This is a genomic window from Geomonas paludis (assembly GCF_014193585.1).
GTDB classification, from domain to species: Bacteria; Desulfobacterota; Desulfuromonadia; order Geobacterales; family Geobacteraceae; genus Geomonas; species Geomonas paludis.
Genome location: NZ_BLXY01000003.1, coordinates 196,060 through 213,601, shown reverse-complemented (window position 1 = coordinate 213,601; position 17,542 = coordinate 196,060). Strand labels below are relative to the sequence as shown.

Genomic DNA, 17,542 nt, shown 5'->3' with positions numbered 1-17,542 from the left:
CCGGTTTTGGAAACCGCCCGGAGCGGCCTTTTTCGATGGAGTGGGCATGAAGCCGTACCACCAGATCTTCCCGGATGCAGCCGGGGCCACCATGACCCTGGAACTGCTGGCGCAGAGCGGACGGATCCCGAAGGGGAGCTACGCCTTCGTGGAGTGTTACTGCACCAGCCCCGGCTGCGACTGCCGCCGCGTGGCCCTGCTGGTGCTGGACCAGAAGCAGCGCCAGAAGGCCATGATCTGCCTGGGCTTCGACGGCGACGGACCCTTCACCGGCCCCTACCTGGACGGCTCCAGTTACCAGATTACCTACGCCGAGGAGCTGCTCGACTTCTGCGTGCACACCCTCAATGCGCGCCCGGAGTGGGTGGCGCGCATGCAGCAGCGCTACGGCGAGGTGCGGGAGCTGATCGACGGCGTCCCCTACCGCGGCGCCCCGTTTCCCCTGCCCGGAGACCTCTTCTACCGCGCCATGCCGGCGCCGGACCTGGAGACCATGTTGACCGAGTCGGTCCGGCACGGTTTCACACCCGGCTGTCCCCAGCCCACCTGCGCCGCGCCCGGGGGACCGTCGGGGATCATGCGCCTGATGGAGCTGTTCGCCCGCGCCGGGGTGAGCGCGTCGATCTCCATCCTGCTCAGCCTGCAGGACGAACTGCACCGCCACCTGCTCGCAGATCCCCTGGCGGTGGAGGAATTGGCGACCCTGCTGGCGGCACTGGGGCGCGACGAAAAGGCGGACCACGACCGGGTCTCGGCGGCGCTGAGGATACTCTCCCTGACCCTGGAGTTCTACCAGGTGGAAGCGGAGGGGGGGCGCCCGGGTGCGCGGCAGCAGCTGCAGCGACTGCAAAGCGCGCTGGTGCTACGGGTGTACCGGGAAAGGAGCAGCATGGAGCTGCGCCTTTTGGTGACCGACATCCTGCTCAACAGCCGTCTGAACCTGATCCCCGAACTGCAGGCCATCTGCAGGGCGGGGGAGGGCGATGCGCAGGGCCCGCTCTACGTGCAGGCGGCGTCCAGCGAGGAGTTCGTTTCCGGGGTGCTGCGGCACTTCGCCTCGACCGGGGTCACCTGTCCCTTCGCCGGCGCCCAGGAGATCCTGGAACTGTTCTCGGTGAACGACCCGGAGCTGAGGCCCGGGCTGACCTGGGAGCTTTTGACCGCCGACGCGCCCTTCCTGCGCGAGATCGCCGCGCTGCTCGTCTTCAATCCGGAACCTGAGCTATCCCGCGAGGTGGCCCGGATGCTGGTCGCGGTGGCGGGGGCGACGCTGACCCCCTCGACGCTGCGGCGGCTGATCATGGCGCGCAACTGGTTCGCCGAGCCGACCCGGGGCATCGTGGACCAGACCATCAACAACGCGCGCCGGGCGCGGGTGCCGTGCGCCCACCTGGAGGCGCCTGGCGAGGAGACCGTGTACGCGAGCTGCCTGGATGGCTCCGGCGGCCAGTTCTTCCACGTCATCGTTGCCGACCAGGCCGCCTATGCCGGCTGCATCCTGACCCTGCAGGAGGGGGGCGGCCTTGCCGACTGCACCGTCGTGCGCCTGGAGACGCGCAGGGACCGGGAGGACTTCGTCAGGGCTGCCCGCAGCCGGCGCTGCTGCCTGGCGTCGACGGGGGAGTACCTCGACCTGCGCCTGGGCATGGCGCTTACCGCCGGGACCGAGGCGGGTAGGGCGCCCGGGCACTGGCTGGTACGGACGGCGGAGCTGTTGGGGCGCGACCACTGGAAGGGGAGCGTGCTGGACCCGGTAGACACGCTGCAGCAGCTGGCTGAAGAGGTTGAGGGGGACAGGCACCTGCGGAGCCAGTCCCCGGCCGGCGGCGAAGAGGGAAAAGGGGACAGGCACCTGCGGAGCCAGTCCCCCGCCAGCGAGGAGATGCTTGCCCTGGAGGAGTCGGGACAGTGGCACCGCTACCGCGCCCTGTTCGGGAACTGGCGCGTGGAGGGGAGCGCGGTCGACCGCGTCATCGAGGCGGCCCGCGGAGCGGGGAAGACGGTCAAGGCGGCCATCGTCCTGGAGCGGCTGTGCGACCAGGTCCTGGAGCAGCAGCGACCGCTCCTGTTGGAGCGGCTGGTGCTGCAAACGCTCTGGCTGAAGGCTGCAGCGGGGGAGGCGCCCATCCCCTGGCAGCGGATGTACCACGTGGCGCAGGCTGTAGCGGATGAAGGCATCGCGTTGAAAGAGATTCCATTGGCAGTATCGATAGCACGGCATAGTTTCACGGCATACCGCAAACGCAACGAAAACAACAGGCAGGGGAGTGGCAGTTAGATGATGGAAGTTTCACCGGTTCTTTTTCCCGTCCTGTTCCTGACCGGCGCAGTCGCCGGTTGTATCGACGCCATCGCAGGTGGTGGCGGGCTCATCACCATCCCGGTGCTGCTCGGCATCGGGTTGCCGCCGCAGGCGGCGCTGGGCACCAACAAGCTGCAGGCCAGTTTCGGCTCCTGCTCCGCCATGGCGCACTTCGTCAAGGCGGGCACGGTCAACCTGCGCGACGCGCTCCCCGGCGTCATCTGGACCACCATCGGCGCCATCCTCGGCTCCTACACGGTGCAGCAGATCGACCCGGGCTTTCTTAAGAAGTGCATCCCGTTTCTGCTGCTCGGCATCCTCTGCTACACCATCTTCACGCCCAAGCTGGGCGCCGAGGAGGTGCACCCGCGCCTGCCGCGCCGGCTCTTCTACGCCATCGCGGGACTGGGGCTGGGCTTCTACGATGGCTTCCTGGGGCCCGGGACCGGTTCCTTCTGGGTCATCGCCATCATGCTCGGACTCGGCTTCGACATGCGCAAGGGGACCGGGTACACCAAGCTCTTCAACTTCGTGAGCAACATCGTTTCGCTGGTGGTGTTCGTGGCGGGGGGGCACGTGCTCATCTGGGCGGGACTGCTGATGGGGGCGGGGCAGGCGGTCGGCGCACGCATGGGGGCTAGGCTGGTGATCCACAAGGGGACCCGGTTCGTGCGGCCGGTGTTCATCTGCTCGGTGCTGGCGGTGACGGCGAAGCTGTTCTGGGATAGCTACCGGTAGACCGGCGTAGCCGGCACAGGGACCGGTGGTGGCAACGGCGGGTGGACGGGGGCGGCTAAGGGGCAGCTGCGGCAGCTACGGGCAACCGCAGGTGGACCTTATGGACCCGGTGGACCCGGTGGACAATAGTGGACGGGGAACTTAGAAAACCGGTGGACAAAAACGGGGGCAACGGCCCCGTGGACTAAAAGGGGCTCCTGCGCGGCTATAGCTCGCGCAGGTTGCCGGCTTCGGTGTCGGCGCCAAGGTCGTGGGCATTTAGCTCCTGCTCCAGGTGACCTAACAGCTCGGCCACCTGCTGCACATAGGCCTGCGGCACGTGCTCCAACAGACGCAACGCGTTGTCCAGCCGCTTCGCGGCTGACACGGCGGCCTTCAAGGGCACCAACGGGTTGGGCTCTTCACGCAACGCGGCTACTTCCTTGAACTTCTTCAACACGGTCGGGTGACTCTTGTCGTCCTCGACCACACGCTTTCTCAAATCGCCATACTCTTCGGCGGTAAACCCCTTCTCTTCCTTGGCCTGCCGCAACAGGTCTATCGACCTGAAATCGGGCAGGGGACGCAACTCCTCGCGCCGGTCCAACAACTGCGGCTCTTCCTTCTCCATGAACCGGTACGCCATGGTGAGCTTCTCGGCGGTGCCGCGCTTGATGCGTATCTCCTGCACACAGTACTCTTCAAAGGTCCCGTAACCCCACTCGCGAAAACGACCCCTCTTGCTGACGTCCAACAGCTTCTCGCCCAACTCGACCCACGACGACTTGAACCTTTTCGCCTTGTCCAACACCTCGTACCGGTCGCTCCCCGGCTCCAGGTGCTGCATGATGGCCTCGATATGACGCTCGCTGCTCGACTTCGGTGTTTCCTGCATCGCTTCCTCCTGTGCCGCGCACTTCACGTGCTCAAAGCGTCAGCGAAATTATCAGAATCCGTCCGGTTTTTGAAGTTTTTTATCTTGGCTATCGCTTTGAATCAGGTTAAACTTTTGCCTGCTTTACAACCGGCACCATAAGGAGCTCACTATGGAACAGCGTCTGACTGACATGGAGATGCTGATCATGCACCAGGGTCACATCATCGACCAACTGAACGAGGTGGTCACCGGGCACCAGGCCCTCATTGACCAACTCACCAAGGAACTGAGGATCATCAAGGAACACCTGCGCGGCCTGAGCGCTTCCGAAAACAGGCTCCCCTCCGAAGAAGAGCCTCCGCCCCATTACTAACCGAACAGGATCCACATGAAGAAAGTTGCCCTCGGCTGTACCGGTCTCAGCATCAATCCCCTCGTTTTCGGCACCCTTCCGCTCGGCCCCCTGCAGGCCGCGCTCTCCCCTGATGAGGGGGGACGCCTGATCCGCTACGCCCTGGAGCGCGGCGTGAACCTCCTGGACACCGCGGAACTGTACCAGACCTACCCGCACATCCGCGCCGCCCTGAAGGGCTTTACCGGGGAGGTCTTCATCGCTTCCAAGACCCACGCCAACACGGCGCAGGTGGCGCGCGGCCACGTGGAGCGGGCGCTTGTCGAACTGGGAGTGGAGCGGCTGGACATCGTGCACCTGCACGGCGCCCGGGTGGCCGACCCGTTCGTGGAGCGCCCCGAGGTGATCGAGGCGCTGCTGGCCATGAAGGAGGAGGGGAAGATCGCCCACGTCGGGCTCTCCTCGCACTTCGTCAGCGCCATGCTGAAGTCGGTGCAGCATCCGGAGATCGAGGTGGTGCATCCGCTCATCAACCGGACCGGCATGGGGATCATCGACGGCACCCAGGAGGAGATGGCCGCCGCCATCGCGGCCTGCGCCGCGGCCGGTAAAGGGGTCTACGCCATGAAGGCGCTGGCGGGGGGGAACCTCATCTCGACGGCGCGGGAAAGCCTGCGCTTCGTGCTGGGGCTTACCGGGGTGCACGGTATCGCCCTGGGCATGCTCTCGAAGGCGGAGATCGACGGCAACCTGGCGCTGTTCCAGGAGGGGCGCGCCGAGGAGACGCTCTGGAACACCCTGGAAGGGAGGCGGCGCAAGCTGACCATCATGGAGGCCTTCTGCAAGGGGTGCGGCGCCTGCGTGCCGGCCTGCACCAACAACGCCCTGGCCATGGTGGACGGCAAGGCGAAGGTGGATGACGAAACGTGCATCCTGTGCGGGTACTGCGGGGCGGCGTGCCCGGAGTTTATGATAAGGGTGGTGTGACGGTCTGATGGTGGACCCGGTGGACCCGGTGGACCCGGTGGACCCGGTGGACCCAGTGGACACCGAAAGAGTTGGTGAGAGGGTGTGAAGTTGGTGAAAGCTGGTGAAAGCCTGCGGAAGCTGGTGAAAGCTGACAGCGGGGAAGGGGTGAGGGGGAAGGCATGAGTACGGGCATCATTTTTAACGTGCAACGCTACTCGCTGCACGACGGACCCGGTATCCGCACTACGGTGTTCCTGAAGGGGTGCCCGGCACGGTGCTGGTGGTGCCATAACCCGGAAAGCCAAAACGCCTCGCCCCAGACGGCCTGGTCGCAAAATCGCTGCATCTCGTGCGACGCCTGCCTGCTCGCCTGCCACGAAGGGCTGCAACCGCGCGAGACGTGCCGGGCCTGCGGCGACTGCGCTGAAGCCTGCCCCACGGGGGCACGGGAACTGCTCGGGGCCGAAACTACAGTGGACCAGGTGCTGCAGAACATCCTCAAGGACCGCATGTTCTTCGAGGAGTCGGGGGGCGGGGTCACCTTCTCGGGGGGCGAACCGCTCTGCCAACCCGCCTTCCTGAAAGCGCTCCTCACTGCCTGCCGCTCTCACGACATCCATACCGCCGTCGACACGGCCGCGCTCTGCCCGCCGGAAACCCTCATCGAGATCGCCCCGCTGGTGGACCTCTTCCTCTTCGACCTGAAATGCGCTGACGATGCGCTGCACCAAAAGGGAACCGGCATGGGCAACGGCCGCATCCTCGACAACCTGGCACAGCTGGGACGGGTGCACCGCAACATCTGGATCCGCATCCCGGTCATCCCGGGTTTCAACGACACGGAACAGGAAATGGAGGCGCTGGCGGAGTGCGCGGCGGGTGCCGCCGGGGTGCGCCAGGTCTGGCTGCTCCCCTACCACGGCAGTTGGGCCGCCAAGCCGGCCCGCCTGGGCGCCGAGCCGCCGGCGGAGGCCCTGGCTGCACGGACGCCGTCACCGCAACGCATGGCAGATTTCGCCCGGCTGTTCAGCGCCCGGGGATTGGATACGCAGATAGGAGGGGGAGCCTAGATGAACGCAAGAACGAAACGCCTGCGCCAGGAAAGCCTTGCCGCCGAGCCCGCCATTTCGGCGGAACGGGCGCTGCTGCTCACCGAGTTCTACCGCGACAACGAGGGGCGCTGGTCGGTCCCGGTGATGCGGGCCAAGTCCTTCCTCTATCTCTGCGAGAAGAAAACCATCTACATCGGCGACGGTGAACTGGTAGTCGGGGAAAGGGGGGCGGCGCCGAAGCTGGTGTCGACTTACCCGGAACTGACCTGCCACTCCGTCGAAGACCTGCGCATCCTCAACTCGCGGGAACTGACCGCCTACCGCGTCGACGACGCCTGCCTCAAGGCGTACCAGGAGACGGTGATCCCGTACTGGGAAAGCCGCAGCCTGCGCGACAAGATCTTTGCCGCGCTCCCCGAGGAGTGGCACCAGGCCTACCGCTACGGCATCTTCACCGAGTTCATGGAGCAGCGCGCCCCGGGACACACCGTGCTGGACGACAAGATCTACCGCAAGGGGCTGCTCGACTTCAAGAAGGAGATCGCGCAGGCCATCGAGGCGCTGGACTTCGCCAGGGACGCCAACGCCTGGGCCCGCCGGGAGCAACTGGTGGCCATGGACATCTCGTGCGACGCCGTCATCCTCTTCGCGGAGCGCCACGCCAAGCTGGCCGAGAGCATGGCCGCGGCCTGCACCGACCCGGCGCGCAAGCAGGAACTGCTTAAGATCGCCGCCAACTGCCGCTGGGTGCCGGCGCATGCGCCTTCCGACTTCTGGGAGGCGCTGCAGTCCTACTGGTTCTGCCACCTGGCCGTGATCACCGAACTGAACGGTTGGGACGCCTTCAGCCCGGGACACCTGGACCAGCACCTGTTCCCCTTCTACCAGGCGGAACTGGGCAAGGGGACGCTGACCCGCGAGCAGGCGCGCGAACTTTTGGAGTGCTTCTTCGTCAAGTTCAACAACCACCCCTCGCCCCCCAAGGTCGGGGTCACCGCGGCGGAGAGCGGCACCTACACCGACTTCGCCAACATCAACCTCGGGGGACTCTTACCCGACGGCTCGGACGGTTCCAACGAGGTGTCGCACCTCTTACTGGACGTGATCGACGAGATGCATCTCTTGCAGCCCTCCAGCAACGTGCAGCTGTCGCGCAAGTCCCCGGACGCCTTCTTGAAACACACCCTGCAGGTGGTGCGCAGCGGCTACGGCTTCCCCTCCATCTTCAACGCCGACGCGGTGGTCGAGGAGCAGCTGCGCCAGGGGAAGAGCCTGGTGGACGCCCGTGCCGGCGGCTGCAGCGGCTGCGTCGAGGTGGGCGCCTTCGGCAAGGAGGCCTACATCCTCACCGGGTATTTCAACCTGGTGAAGATGCTGGAACTCGCCCTGCATGACGGCGTGGACCCGCTGACCGGCGTGCAACTGGGGCCGCCGACCGGGAGCGCGGCGAGCTTCCAAAGCTTCGAGGAACTCTTCGAGGCTTTCCGCGCCCAGCTGGCCCACTTCCTGGACATCAAAATCCGCGGCAACCGTCTGATCGAGATGATCTACGCCGCGCAGATGCCGGCTCCCTTCCTGTCCGTTCTGACCGACGACTGCATCAGCCGGGGCGTCGATTACAACGCCGGGGGCGCCCGTTACAACAACAGCTTCATCCAAGGGGTGGGGATCGGGAGCATCACCGACGCGCTGTCCGCCATCAAGGACCACGTCTTCGAGCGCAACACCCTGTCCCTGCCCGAACTGGTGGCCAAACTGGACGCAGACTTCGCCGGCGACGAACCGCTCCGGCAGCGCCTGTGGAACAAGACCCGCAAGTACGGCAACGACGACGACTACGCCGACGACCTGATGCGCATGGTCTTCGACGCCTTCTTCCACGAGGTGGACGGCAGGCCCAACACCAAGGACGGCGTGTACCGCATCGAGATGCTCCCCACCACCTGCCACGTCTACTTCGGCTCGGTCACCGGCGCCACCCCGGACGGGCGCAAACGCGGCACGCCGCTCTCCGAGGGAATCTCGCCGGTGCAGGGTGCGGACCGGGGCGGCCCGACCGCCGTGATCCGCTCGGCAGGCAAGATGGACCACATCCGCAGCGGCGGCACGCTCCTGAACATGAAGTTCTCCCCGACCCTGCTCTCGGACGCCAGCGGCCTGGACGGCGTGGCGAGCCTGGTGCGGAGCTACTTCAAGATGGACGGGCACCACGTCCAGTTCAACGTGGTCAACGTGGAAACCCTGAAGCAGGCGCAGGCGAACCCCTCGGAGCACCGCGACCTCATCGTGCGCGTGGCCGGGTACAGCGACTATTTCTGCGACCTCTCCCCCGAGTTGCAGGACGAGATCATCACCAGGACCGAGCACACCTCGTTCTAGATAACCGGAGGGATCATGGCCGTAGCACCGGGACGTTACCGTCACTACAAAGGGAATTACTACGAAGTAATCGGCACGGCCAGGCACAGCGAGACCGATGAGCCCATGGTCGTGTACCGTCCCCTCTACGGGGAAGGCGGCCTGTGGGTGCGCCCCGAGGGGATGTTCCTGGAAACGGTCATGGTGGAGGGGGAACCGGTACTGCGGTTCACCCCGTGTCCCGCCGATTGAAGGGAAGGGGACTGGCTCCGCCAGGTGCCTGTCCCCTTTTTCCTTTGTTCCCTTTCACCTTCATTTTGATTCTGCCTCTCCCGACAGTCACAGACCTTCCACACGCCTATCCCCACTGGCATAGCCAAGTCCGCTTTATAAGTGTTTACAAGTCTTACGCTTTTGTTTTGTTTTACCTAGTAGATTCTAATTGACTTATCATAGTAAAAAGGTGTAATTGAACTTTGCCTATTATAAGCCTCAAGTTCTCTGAGACAATGCCGACTTGTCCAATATGGCATTTGAGGTACGCAACTCTTCAGGAGGGGCCTGCTTGGGTGAGACGGTAGCCGAGATACTGGGGTTTCTCACCGATTATTTCGGCGCAGATTTCCAATCGTATTCCCACTCCCTTGCGGAAAAGCGGGTCGCCGAGCGGATCAGCCAGCTCCGCCTTCCCGGCCTGACGCAGTACTGTCACTTCCTGCACAGCGACCCCGGCGAGCCCGCCTACCTTTCCCGCATGCTGCGCATCAGGTTCTCCAGCTTCTTCAGGGACCCGCTCCAGTTCGAACTGCTCAGGTCGCAGATCATGTCCAGCCTGCTCCCCGGCTCGTCACAGGGGGGCTTCCTGCGCGCCTGGTCCGCCGCCTGCGCCGCCGGCGAGGAAGCATGCTCGCTGGCGATCATCATCGACGAGACGGTGCAGCTGCTGGATGTGCGCCCCACGGTGCAGATCTTCGCCACCGACGTCGCCGAGGATGCCCTCGAGGAGGGGCGGTCAGGGTACTATACCCGGGGGAGCCTTGCCGGCGTCACCCTGAGGCAACTGGACACCTACTTCAAGGCCGACGGCAACGGCTACCGCATCGACCCCAGGCTGTTGTCCATGATCAGCTACTGCCGTCACGACCTCCTCGACCCCCATACCTTCGCCCCCCCCGAATCACTCTTTGGCAGCTTCGATCTCATCTGCTGCCGCAACTTCCTCATGTACCTGGACCCGCAGGCCTACCTGAGGGTGTTCGACAACCTGTTCCGTGCTCTGAACCCGGGCGGGGTGCTGCTACTGGGCAAGGCGGAAACGGTGCCCGACCGCTACCACCAGCACCTGGTGCGGATCCACGAATGCGGCAACCTGTACCGCAAACAGCAGGGAGGGAGGTGCTGATGCGTACCCTGATCAGGTGTCTGGCTGCCATCCTGCTGATCTCTGTCTGCCTGTGCGCCTGTTCGCGTGAGGAGAGCGGCGCCCCCCGCCCCAAGGAGCAACCGGCCACCGACAGGTACGCAGGGTACAACTTCGGCGGTGACGAGGTGATCGACCTGGGCACTCAACCGCTGACCCTGCCGGAAGGGGCGGTCGCAGAGCTGATGTCCCGGGATACCGTGCTTGCCTCCCGTTTGGCCGCCTCCGGCCACTCGCTGCGCGTGCACCCGTTCTTCAAGGGAAAAGACATCGCCCAGTATCTCGCCCACGGCAAGCTGAAGGGGGGGATCTTCGCCGACATGCCGGCGCTTACCGCCGCCGCCACCGGGGACTTCGTCTGCGTGGCGCTCATGAAGCAGGGGTTTGCCAGCATCGTTTCCAGAAAGGCGATGCTGGTGCGCGGACTGAAGGGAAAGCGGGTGGCGACCGGGGTGGGCTCGGCGGCCCACTTCACCCTGCTGAGCGCCCTGCAAAACGAGGGGCTGACCGAGAAGGACATCGACCTGGTGCCGATGGAGGTAAGCGAGATGCCGCAGGCGCTGGCGGAGGGGAAGATCGACGCCTTCAGCGCCTGGGAGCCGACGCCAACCCTGGCCTTCGCCGCCCACCGGGAATTCCACCTGGTGCACAAGGGGGTCAGTTACGGCTTTCTCTGCCTGCGCGGCGACTTCGTCCGCTCCCGGCCGGCGCAGGCCCGGGAACTGGCCGCCGCCGTGGCCAGGGCGTGTGGTTGGATGCGCATCCCCAGGGACCTGGAGCAGGCGGCCGGCTGGACCGCGGCCTCAGCAACCAGCCTGCAGGGCTCGCCCTACCTGCTCACCAGGCGGGCCATGAACAACATAATCCGCAACGACCTGCTCAACGTTCCCGGCGCGCCGCGCATCCCGACCGCGCTCCTGAGCGAGGAGGGGCTGCTCTACCAGAAGTTCACCTTCCTGAAGCGGATCGGCAAGATCCCTGAGTCCACGCCCTGGGCCAAGGTGCGCGACTCTTTTGACATTGAAATGATGCGGCAGGTCATGGCCGAGGGGGACAAGCTCGCCCTGCAACAATTCGACTACCGCAACTCTGACCAATCGGACGGTGCTAAATGAAAAAGAGGATGTTGCCGACGCTGAAGGGGCGTCTGGCTTTCTGGTTCACCACAATCTGCCTGGTTCCCCTGGCGCTGGTCACCACGGCGATCTATACCCAGCGGGTGCAGCTGGCCAGCGCGTTGATGCTGGACAAGCTCTCCGCGGTCACGGCGCTGCGCCAGGACCAGATCAACTCGGTGCTGGACAACCTGATCAGCGACGTCGCCACGCTCGGTTCCGGAAGGTCTGTTCTGGTCGCGGCGCAGACCCTGGCGGCGCAGCCGGCGGCCACCTCCGGCGGCGCCGCAAGCGACACCCTCGGGCTTCTGCGCGGCTACCGGGAGGAGTTCGAGCCGGTAGGCGACGTTTCCATCGTGGCGGAAGATGGCCGGGTCCTGCTCAGCACCGACCAGGGGAGGGTAGGGGGGCGCGTCGCCCGCCCCGAGATGGTCGCGACCGCCCTCAACGACTCGGCGCCGGTGATCGGCGAGCCGTACCTTTTCGCGGGGGAACTCAACGCGAGCCTCGACATCGCCGCACCGGTGAAAAGGGCGGGAACGCAGGGCGCCCGTGCCGTCGTCGTGGTGCGCTACAACCTGCGCAAGCTCTTCGCCACCACGCTGGAGAACAACACCGGCATGGGGCGGACCGGCGAGGTGGTGCTGGTCGACCGCAACGTGAGGCCGCTGGTGGAACTGCGCGGCATACCCAACGCGGTGCTCAAGGTGAAGCTGACCGGCAAGCCCGCGATCATGGCGGCAGGGGGGCAAAGCGGCATCGCCCAGACCACCGACTACCGCGGCGTCAACGTCCTTTCCGCCTATGCCCACATCCCGCGCACCGGATGGGGGCTGGTGTGCAAGCAGGATTCCGCCGAGGTCTTCGCGCCGATCCGGCGCACGCTCTACGTCACCTACGGCATTGCCGGGGTGATTGCCCTCCTGGTGTGGGCCTTCGCCCTGAAGCTGGCCCGCGGCATCAGCGCGCCGCTGGTCAAGCTCTCCGAAACCGCCACCGAGCTGGGCGCCGGCCACTACGAGGCCCGCATCGAGCCGGAAGGGACCCTGGAGCAGGTGTCGCTGGCGGGCTCCTTCAACGCCATGGCCGACACGCTGCAGCTCAAGATGGCGGCGCAAGAGGGGCTGGCGCGGCTTTCCGAGCACCTGGTGGACGTGGTGAGCCTGGACGATTTTTTCAGGAAGCTGCTCCCGGTCTTCCTCGAGGTCACCGGGGCCCGCATGGTGACCGCCTTCGTGCAGGAGGGGGACGGCGACTGCTTCGCGCCGGTGCACGCCATCGGCGCCGACTCGGGCCGGATGCGCCGCTACAGCCGGGCGCAGCTCGAGGGTGAACTGGGCATACTGCTCACCTCGCGCAGGATCTCGCGCTTCGCGCCCGCCCCCACCGGCGAGGGGCTGCGCTTCGTCACCCCCTTCGGCGAGATCGCGCCGGCCGAAGTGATCACCGTCCCGGTGGAGGCCGACGGCGAGCTGCGCGCCTTCGTGTCGCTGGGCTGCGAGCACCGGTTCCCGCTTTGGGTGCACGACACGCTGGAGATGGTCCGGGTGCCGCTGGGCTCCGCCTTCTCCAGGGTGGTGGCGGGCGAGGACGTGCGCCGGCTCGCCTCGGAGCTGGCGGTGAAGAACGCCGAGCTGGTGCAGCAGTCCGAGGAACTGGTGCAGCAGTCCACCGAGCTCGCCCAGCAGTCCGACGAGCTGGCCCGCCGCAACCAGGTCCTGGACCAGCAGAAACAGCTCCTGGAGGAGGCCACCCGCCTGAAAAGCGAGTTCCTCTCCAACATGAGCCACGAGTTGCGCACCCCGCTCAACTCGGTGCTGGCGCTGTCCCGGGTGCTGGCGGTGCAGGCGGCCCCGCGCCTCTCCGAGGAGGAGCGCGGCTACCTGGGCATCATCGAGAGAAACGGCAAGCACCTGCTCTCCCTGATCAACGACATCCTGGACCTGGCCAAGATCGAATCCGGGCGCCAGGACCTGTTCATCGAGAGCGTGAACCCGGCCAAGCTGGCGGGCGAGGTGGTGGACAGCCTGGCGGCTCTGGCCCGGGAGAAGGGGATCGCGCTGTCGCTGTCGGCGCCCGAGGCGCTCCCCCGGATGCGCATCGACGCGAAGAAGCTGCGCCAGATGCTGCAGAACCTGGTGGGCAACGCGGTGAAGTTCACCTCCCAGGGGTCGGTCACTCTGCGCCTGGAGGCGTGCGGCCAGGAGATCCGCTTCGAGGTGAAGGACACCGGCATCGGTATCGCCCCGCAGTACCTGGAGACCATCTTCCAGGAGTTCCGCCAGGCCGACGGCTCCACCTCGCGCTCCTACGAGGGGACCGGCCTCGGCCTCGCCATCGTCAAGAAGAGCGCCCTGCTGTTGGGGGGCGACGTCGAGGTTGCCAGCGAACTGGGGCGGGGCTCGGTGTTCACCCTGCGCCTCCCCCTGGAGTGCGCCCTCGCGCCCGAGCCGGTCACCGGAGCGGCGGCAGCGCCCGAGCAGGAGTGGCGTCCGCCGCAGGCAACGGGACGATCGGTGCTGGTGGTGGACGACGACCCCGAAGCGGTTTCCCTGATCACCACCCACCTGGGGCAGGCCGGTTTCGGCACCCTGAGCGCCCTGAACGGCCGCGACGCCCTGCGCCTGGCCCGGGCCAACCGTCCCTTCGCCATCACCCTGGACATCATGATGCCCGAGATGGACGGCTGGGAGGTGATGCGGGAACTCAAGGAACATCCCGACACCGCCGATATACCGGTTATGATCATCTCCCTCTCCGAGGACCGCGCCACCGGCATCGCACTGGGCGCGGTCGGGGTGATCAGCAAGCCGGTGGGCAAGGATGAGCTCATGGAGGCGTTCGCCCGGCTGACCGGGGCGGGATGCCGGCTGGTGCTGGTGGTCGACGACAACGACTACGACCGCTGCTTCCTGGCCACACTCTTCAAGGAGAAGGGGCTGGACGTGCTGCTGGCGGAAAGCGGGCCGGAGGCGCTCGACCTGGCCGTCTCAGACCATCCCGACCTGATTACCCTGGACCTCCTCATGCCGGGCATGGGCGGCGCCGAGGTGCTGGACCGGCTCCGGTCCAACGCCTGCACCGCCGACATCCCGGTGGTGGTGATCACCTCCAAGGAACTCTCCCACGCCGAACTGCAGCGTCTGTCGCGCGGAGTGAGCGCGATCATCTCCAAGAACGGGCTGGAGCGCCAGGTGGTGCTGGACGAGCTGGTGCGCAGCCTGGAGCGCCTGGGGTGGCGGCTTCCCCGGCGCGACGACAGCCAGGGTGCCAGGATCCTGATCGTGGAGGACAGCGAGGCCGCGACGGTGCAGCTGCGCTTTGCCCTGGAGTCGGCCGGGTACCGGGTGGACGCGGTTTCCGGCGGCAGGTACGCGCTCTCGTACCTGAAGTCCCACGTCCCGGACGGCATCGTTCTCGACCTGATGATGCCCGAGGTGGACGGCTTCCAGGTGCTGGAGGCGGTCCGCTCCTGCAGCCTGACCGAGGACGTGCCGGTGATGGTGATGACCGCGAAGACCCTGTCCCCGGGGGAACACGACCGGCTCAGGGGGCTCAAGGTGCGCCAGTTGGTGCAAAAAGGGGACGTCGAGCTCCAGGACCTGCTGCAGCGGGTGTACGAGATGCTGGGGAACGTGACCGTGTTCCGTCCCGGGAGCCCGGCCGCCTGCGCCCAGGCCGCGCAGGGAAGCGATCTTCCAAAGTGGCAAGGGGACGGCACCCTGCTGGTGGTGGAGGACAACCCGGACAACCTGGTCACGCTGAAGGCGACGCTGGCGGGGAAGTACCGCATCGTGGAGGCGTGCGACGGGGCAGCGGGGCTGGCAGCCGCGCGCAGCGGGTCCCCCTCGCTGATCCTGTTGGACCTGCACCTGCCGGTGCTGGACGGTTTCACCGTGCTGAAAAGGCTCAAGGAAGACCCGGGCACCGCGGCCATTCCGGTGGTGGCGCTCACGGCGAGCGCCATGGCCGGTGACCGCGAGAAGGTGCTGGCGGCGGGATGCGCCGCCTACCTCTCCAAGCCCTATCAGCCCGAGGAGTTGCAGGAGCTGGTGGCGACGTTCGTCGCCCCCGTGGGGGACACCCCGCTTTAGAACGCGCAGCGGCCATCCCGAAAGGATCATTGAGATGAAGCTTCTTGCCATCGACGACAACCAGGACAACCTGCTCACCCTGAGCGCGCTTTTGAAGACCTTCCTCCCCGAGGCGCAGCTGATCACCTCGCAGTCGGCGCAGGACGGCATCCGCCGCGCCGGGATGGAGGCGCCGGACGCGATCCTGCTCGATATCCAGATGCCGGGTATGGACGGCTTCGAGGCCACCCGCCGCCTGAAGGCCTCCCCGGCGACCCAGCACATCCCGGTCATCCTGGTCACCGCCCACCGAAGCGACTCCGCCTGTCGCGTCATGGGGCTCGAGTGCGGCGCCGACGCCTTCCTCTCCAAGCCCTTCGACGAGGCGGAACTGGTGGCGCAGATCAGGGCGATGGTCAGGATCAAGCGCTCCGAGGACGCACTGCGCCGGGAGCGCGATTCCCTGGAGGCGCTGGTGCAGCGGCGTACGGCGCAGCTGTCCGAGGCGAACCAGGAACTCCAGGGGCACCTGGGGCGCCTGGTGGAGAACGAGGCCCGCTACTCGCGCGCGGTGCGCGGCACCAGCGACGGCTTGTGGGACTGGGACCTGGTCAGCGGCGACTATTACTACTCGCCCCGCTGGAAGGAGCTTCTGGGCTTCGCCGACGACGAACTGCCAAACCGCCCGGAAACCTTCTTTTCCCGGCTGCACCCCGAGGACCTGCCCGGAGTCCAGGACTCCCTGTGCGCGCACTTTCTGGGCCAGACCCCCTTCGACCTGGAACTGAGGCTGAGAACCAGGGGCGATGAATACCTGACGGTGCGTTGCCGGGGGCAGGCGGAATGGGACGAGGCCGGTGAGCCGGTGCGCATGTCGGGGGCGATCACGGACATGACCGAGCGGCAGTTGATGGAAGAGCAGCTGCGCCAGGCCCAGAAGATGGAGGCGGTGGGGCAACTAGCCGGCGGGGTCGCGCACGATTTCAACAACGTCCTCACCGTCATCGCCGGCTACGCCAACATCCTCAAGATGGACCTCACCTCGGAGAGCGCCCACTACGAACTGGCAGACCAGATAGCCGCGGCGGCCGAGCGGGCCGCGCAGTTGACCCGCGGGCTGCTCGCCTTCAGCCGCAAGCAGGCCATGAGCCCGCAGCGCTGCGACCTGGGCGAGATCGTGCGCCACGTCGAGCAGTTCCTGAGGCGCGTCATCGGCGAGGACATCCAACTCAAGACCGAAATCCTGCCCGAGCCGCTGCCGGTGCAGGTCGATCTGGCCCAGATCGAGCAGGTGCTGGTCAACCTGGCGGCCAATGCCCGCGACGCCATGCCCGGGGGAGGGGTGTTCACCATAGCCACCGGGCTGCGCGACGGCCGCGGCAATGGAGATCCCGCCGGCAAGCAGGCGGTCATCATCGTTGCCGACAGCGGCGAAGGGATGGACGAGGAAACCAGCCGCAGGATCTTCGAACCGTTCTTCACCACCAAGGAGGTGGGGAAGGGGACCGGACTGGGTATGGCCATCGTGTACGGCATCGTGCAGCAGCACAAGGGGAACATCTCGCTCAGCAGCACCCCGGGGCAGGGAACCGTGTTCACCATCGAACTCCCCCTGGTCGAGGGAGGCGCGGCGCTGCAGCCGGTGCTCGCCCAGCAGGGAGTGCCGCAGACCGGCTCCGAGAGGATCCTGGTCGCCGAGGACGACCCCAACGTGCGCAACCTGGTGGACATGGTGCTGAGCAGGCACGGTTACCAGGTGATCCTGGCGCAAGACGGGGAGGAGGTGGTGCATCGCTTCCAGGCGGAACAGGACGGGATTGAGCTGGTGCTGATGGATATCATCATGCCCAGGAAAAACGGCATCGAGGCCTACGCGGAGATCAAGAAGATCCAGCCCCGGGCCAAGGTATTGTTCACTTCAGGCTACACCGCCGACTTCATCCAGAGCCGCGGCATGAAGGAAGGGGTCGAACTGATCATGAAGCCGGTGCAGCCGATGGAGCTGCTGCGCAAGGTGCGCGAGGTGCTGGAGCGCTAAATGCCCCACCCGTGATAAGCGATTTTTGCATTAAAATGATTTATTCTTATTTTATTTTCGCATAAAGCGTGCGGGAATTAACGGCGACGGCTGGAAAGAATTGTCCAGCTAGCGATGTGACTTAAGACGTTTTTGCTGAATCCACCCTCAGAACCGGGGGTGGATTTTTTGTTTTATATTCCAATAATTCGATTTTTGAGTGGAACGGTTGATGCTGATATTGGGGGTAACTGCCCACCGGCTGCGTGAAATTCACGTTGGCGAGCCTG

At 65.7% G+C, this 17,542-nt stretch carries 12 protein-coding genes; 11 read left to right on the top strand and 1 reads right to left on the bottom strand.

Translation table 11 applies throughout. From position 1 onward, the window contains the following. Nucleotides 1–46: 46 nt before the first annotated feature. Both H7687_RS10860 and H7687_RS10855 read left to right on the top strand, forming a co-directional pair. Nucleotides 47–2,278: a Y4lR C-terminal helical domain-containing protein gene (locus H7687_RS10860; protein ID WP_183347169.1), complete on the top strand. Its 2,232-nt coding sequence runs from the start codon at nt 47–49 to the stop codon at nt 2,276–2,278. Beyond that, nucleotides 2,279–3,040 (top strand): TSUP family transporter, encoded by a 762-nt coding sequence (locus H7687_RS10855; protein WP_183347167.1) that lies wholly within the window; start codon nt 2,279–2,281, stop codon nt 3,038–3,040. A gap of 205 nt (nt 3,041–3,245) precedes the next feature. Here H7687_RS10855 and H7687_RS10850 read toward each other — a convergent pair whose 3' ends face one another. Further along, nucleotides 3,246–3,914: a hypothetical protein gene (locus H7687_RS10850; protein ID WP_183347165.1), complete on the bottom strand. Its 669-nt coding sequence runs from the start codon at nt 3,912–3,914 to the stop codon at nt 3,246–3,248. A 151-nt stretch (nt 3,915–4,065) separates the two neighbouring features. Between H7687_RS10850 and H7687_RS10845 the strand changes: the two genes are divergently transcribed. The 9 genes from H7687_RS10845 to H7687_RS10805 all read left to right on the top strand — a co-directional run bounded on the left by H7687_RS10845 (nt 4,066) and on the right by H7687_RS10805 (nt 17,273). Next, entirely contained in the window at nt 4,066–4,269 is a 204-nt protein-coding gene (locus tag H7687_RS10845) for a SlyX family protein (RefSeq protein ID WP_183347163.1), read from the top strand. Between the two features lie 15 nt (nt 4,270–4,284). Next, nucleotides 4,285–5,235: an aldo/keto reductase gene (locus tag H7687_RS10840; RefSeq protein WP_183347161.1), complete on the top strand. Its 951-nt coding sequence runs from the start codon at nt 4,285–4,287 to the stop codon at nt 5,233–5,235. A 161-nt stretch (nt 5,236–5,396) separates the two neighbouring features. Further along, nucleotides 5,397–6,287, top strand: a complete 891-nt coding sequence (locus H7687_RS10835; RefSeq protein WP_183347159.1) for a glycyl-radical enzyme activating protein — start codon at nt 5,397–5,399, stop codon at nt 6,285–6,287. Beyond that, entirely contained in the window at nt 6,288–8,648 is a 2,361-nt protein-coding gene (hypD, locus tag H7687_RS10830) for a trans-4-hydroxy-L-proline dehydratase (protein ID WP_183347157.1), read from the top strand. Nucleotides 8,649–8,663: 15 nt separating this feature from the next. Then, nucleotides 8,664–8,879 (top strand): DUF1653 domain-containing protein, encoded by a 216-nt coding sequence (locus tag H7687_RS10825; protein ID WP_183347155.1) that lies wholly within the window; start codon nt 8,664–8,666, stop codon nt 8,877–8,879. A 313-nt stretch (nt 8,880–9,192) separates the two neighbouring features. Further along, entirely contained in the window at nt 9,193–10,029 is an 837-nt protein-coding gene (locus tag H7687_RS10820; RefSeq protein ID WP_183347153.1) for a CheR family methyltransferase, read from the top strand. Beyond that, on the top strand, nt 10,029–11,162 hold the full coding sequence (locus H7687_RS10815) for an NrtA/SsuA/CpmA family ABC transporter substrate-binding protein (RefSeq protein WP_183347151.1): 1,134 nt from the start codon (nt 10,029–10,031) through the stop codon (nt 11,160–11,162). Before H7687_RS10820 ends, H7687_RS10815 begins: the two co-directional genes overlap by 1 nt. Next, a complete protein-coding gene (locus H7687_RS10810) occupies nt 11,159–15,256 on the top strand; it encodes a response regulator (RefSeq protein WP_183347149.1) in 4,098 nt (1,365 codons plus the stop codon). The genes H7687_RS10815 and H7687_RS10810 overlap by 4 nt, the downstream gene beginning before the upstream one ends. Nucleotides 15,257–15,290: 34 nt before the next feature. Beyond that, the gene (locus H7687_RS10805) at nt 15,291–17,273 is read left to right on the top strand and encodes a PAS domain-containing hybrid sensor histidine kinase/response regulator (RefSeq protein ID WP_183347147.1); all 1,983 of its coding nucleotides are present in this window, start codon (nt 15,291–15,293) and stop codon (nt 17,271–17,273) included. Nucleotides 17,274–17,542: the final 269 nt, after the last annotated feature.

Excerpts from the sequence above, each read along its gene's own strand:
- H7687_RS10860 (WP_183347169.1), top strand. The coding sequence starts at position 47 with ATGAAGCCGTACCACCAGATCTTCCCGGATGCAGCCGGGGCCACCATG.
- H7687_RS10855 (WP_183347167.1), top strand. The coding sequence starts at position 2,279 with ATGATGGAAGTTTCACCGGTTCTTTTTCCCGTCCTGTTCCTGACCGGC.
- H7687_RS10850 (WP_183347165.1), bottom strand. The coding sequence starts at position 3,914 with ATGCAGGAAACACCGAAGTCGAGCAGCGAGCGTCATATCGAGGCCATC.
- H7687_RS10845 (WP_183347163.1), top strand. The coding sequence starts at position 4,066 with ATGGAACAGCGTCTGACTGACATGGAGATGCTGATCATGCACCAGGGT.
- H7687_RS10840 (WP_183347161.1), top strand. The coding sequence starts at position 4,285 with ATGAAGAAAGTTGCCCTCGGCTGTACCGGTCTCAGCATCAATCCCCTC.
- H7687_RS10835 (WP_183347159.1), top strand. The coding sequence starts at position 5,397 with ATGAGTACGGGCATCATTTTTAACGTGCAACGCTACTCGCTGCACGAC.
- hypD (WP_183347157.1), top strand. The coding sequence starts at position 6,288 with ATGAACGCAAGAACGAAACGCCTGCGCCAGGAAAGCCTTGCCGCCGAG.
- H7687_RS10825 (WP_183347155.1), top strand. The coding sequence starts at position 8,664 with ATGGCCGTAGCACCGGGACGTTACCGTCACTACAAAGGGAATTACTAC.
- H7687_RS10815 (WP_183347151.1), top strand. The coding sequence starts at position 10,029 with ATGCGTACCCTGATCAGGTGTCTGGCTGCCATCCTGCTGATCTCTGTC.
- H7687_RS10810 (WP_183347149.1), top strand. The coding sequence starts at position 11,159 with ATGAAAAAGAGGATGTTGCCGACGCTGAAGGGGCGTCTGGCTTTCTGG.
- H7687_RS10805 (WP_183347147.1), top strand. The coding sequence starts at position 15,291 with ATGAAGCTTCTTGCCATCGACGACAACCAGGACAACCTGCTCACCCTG.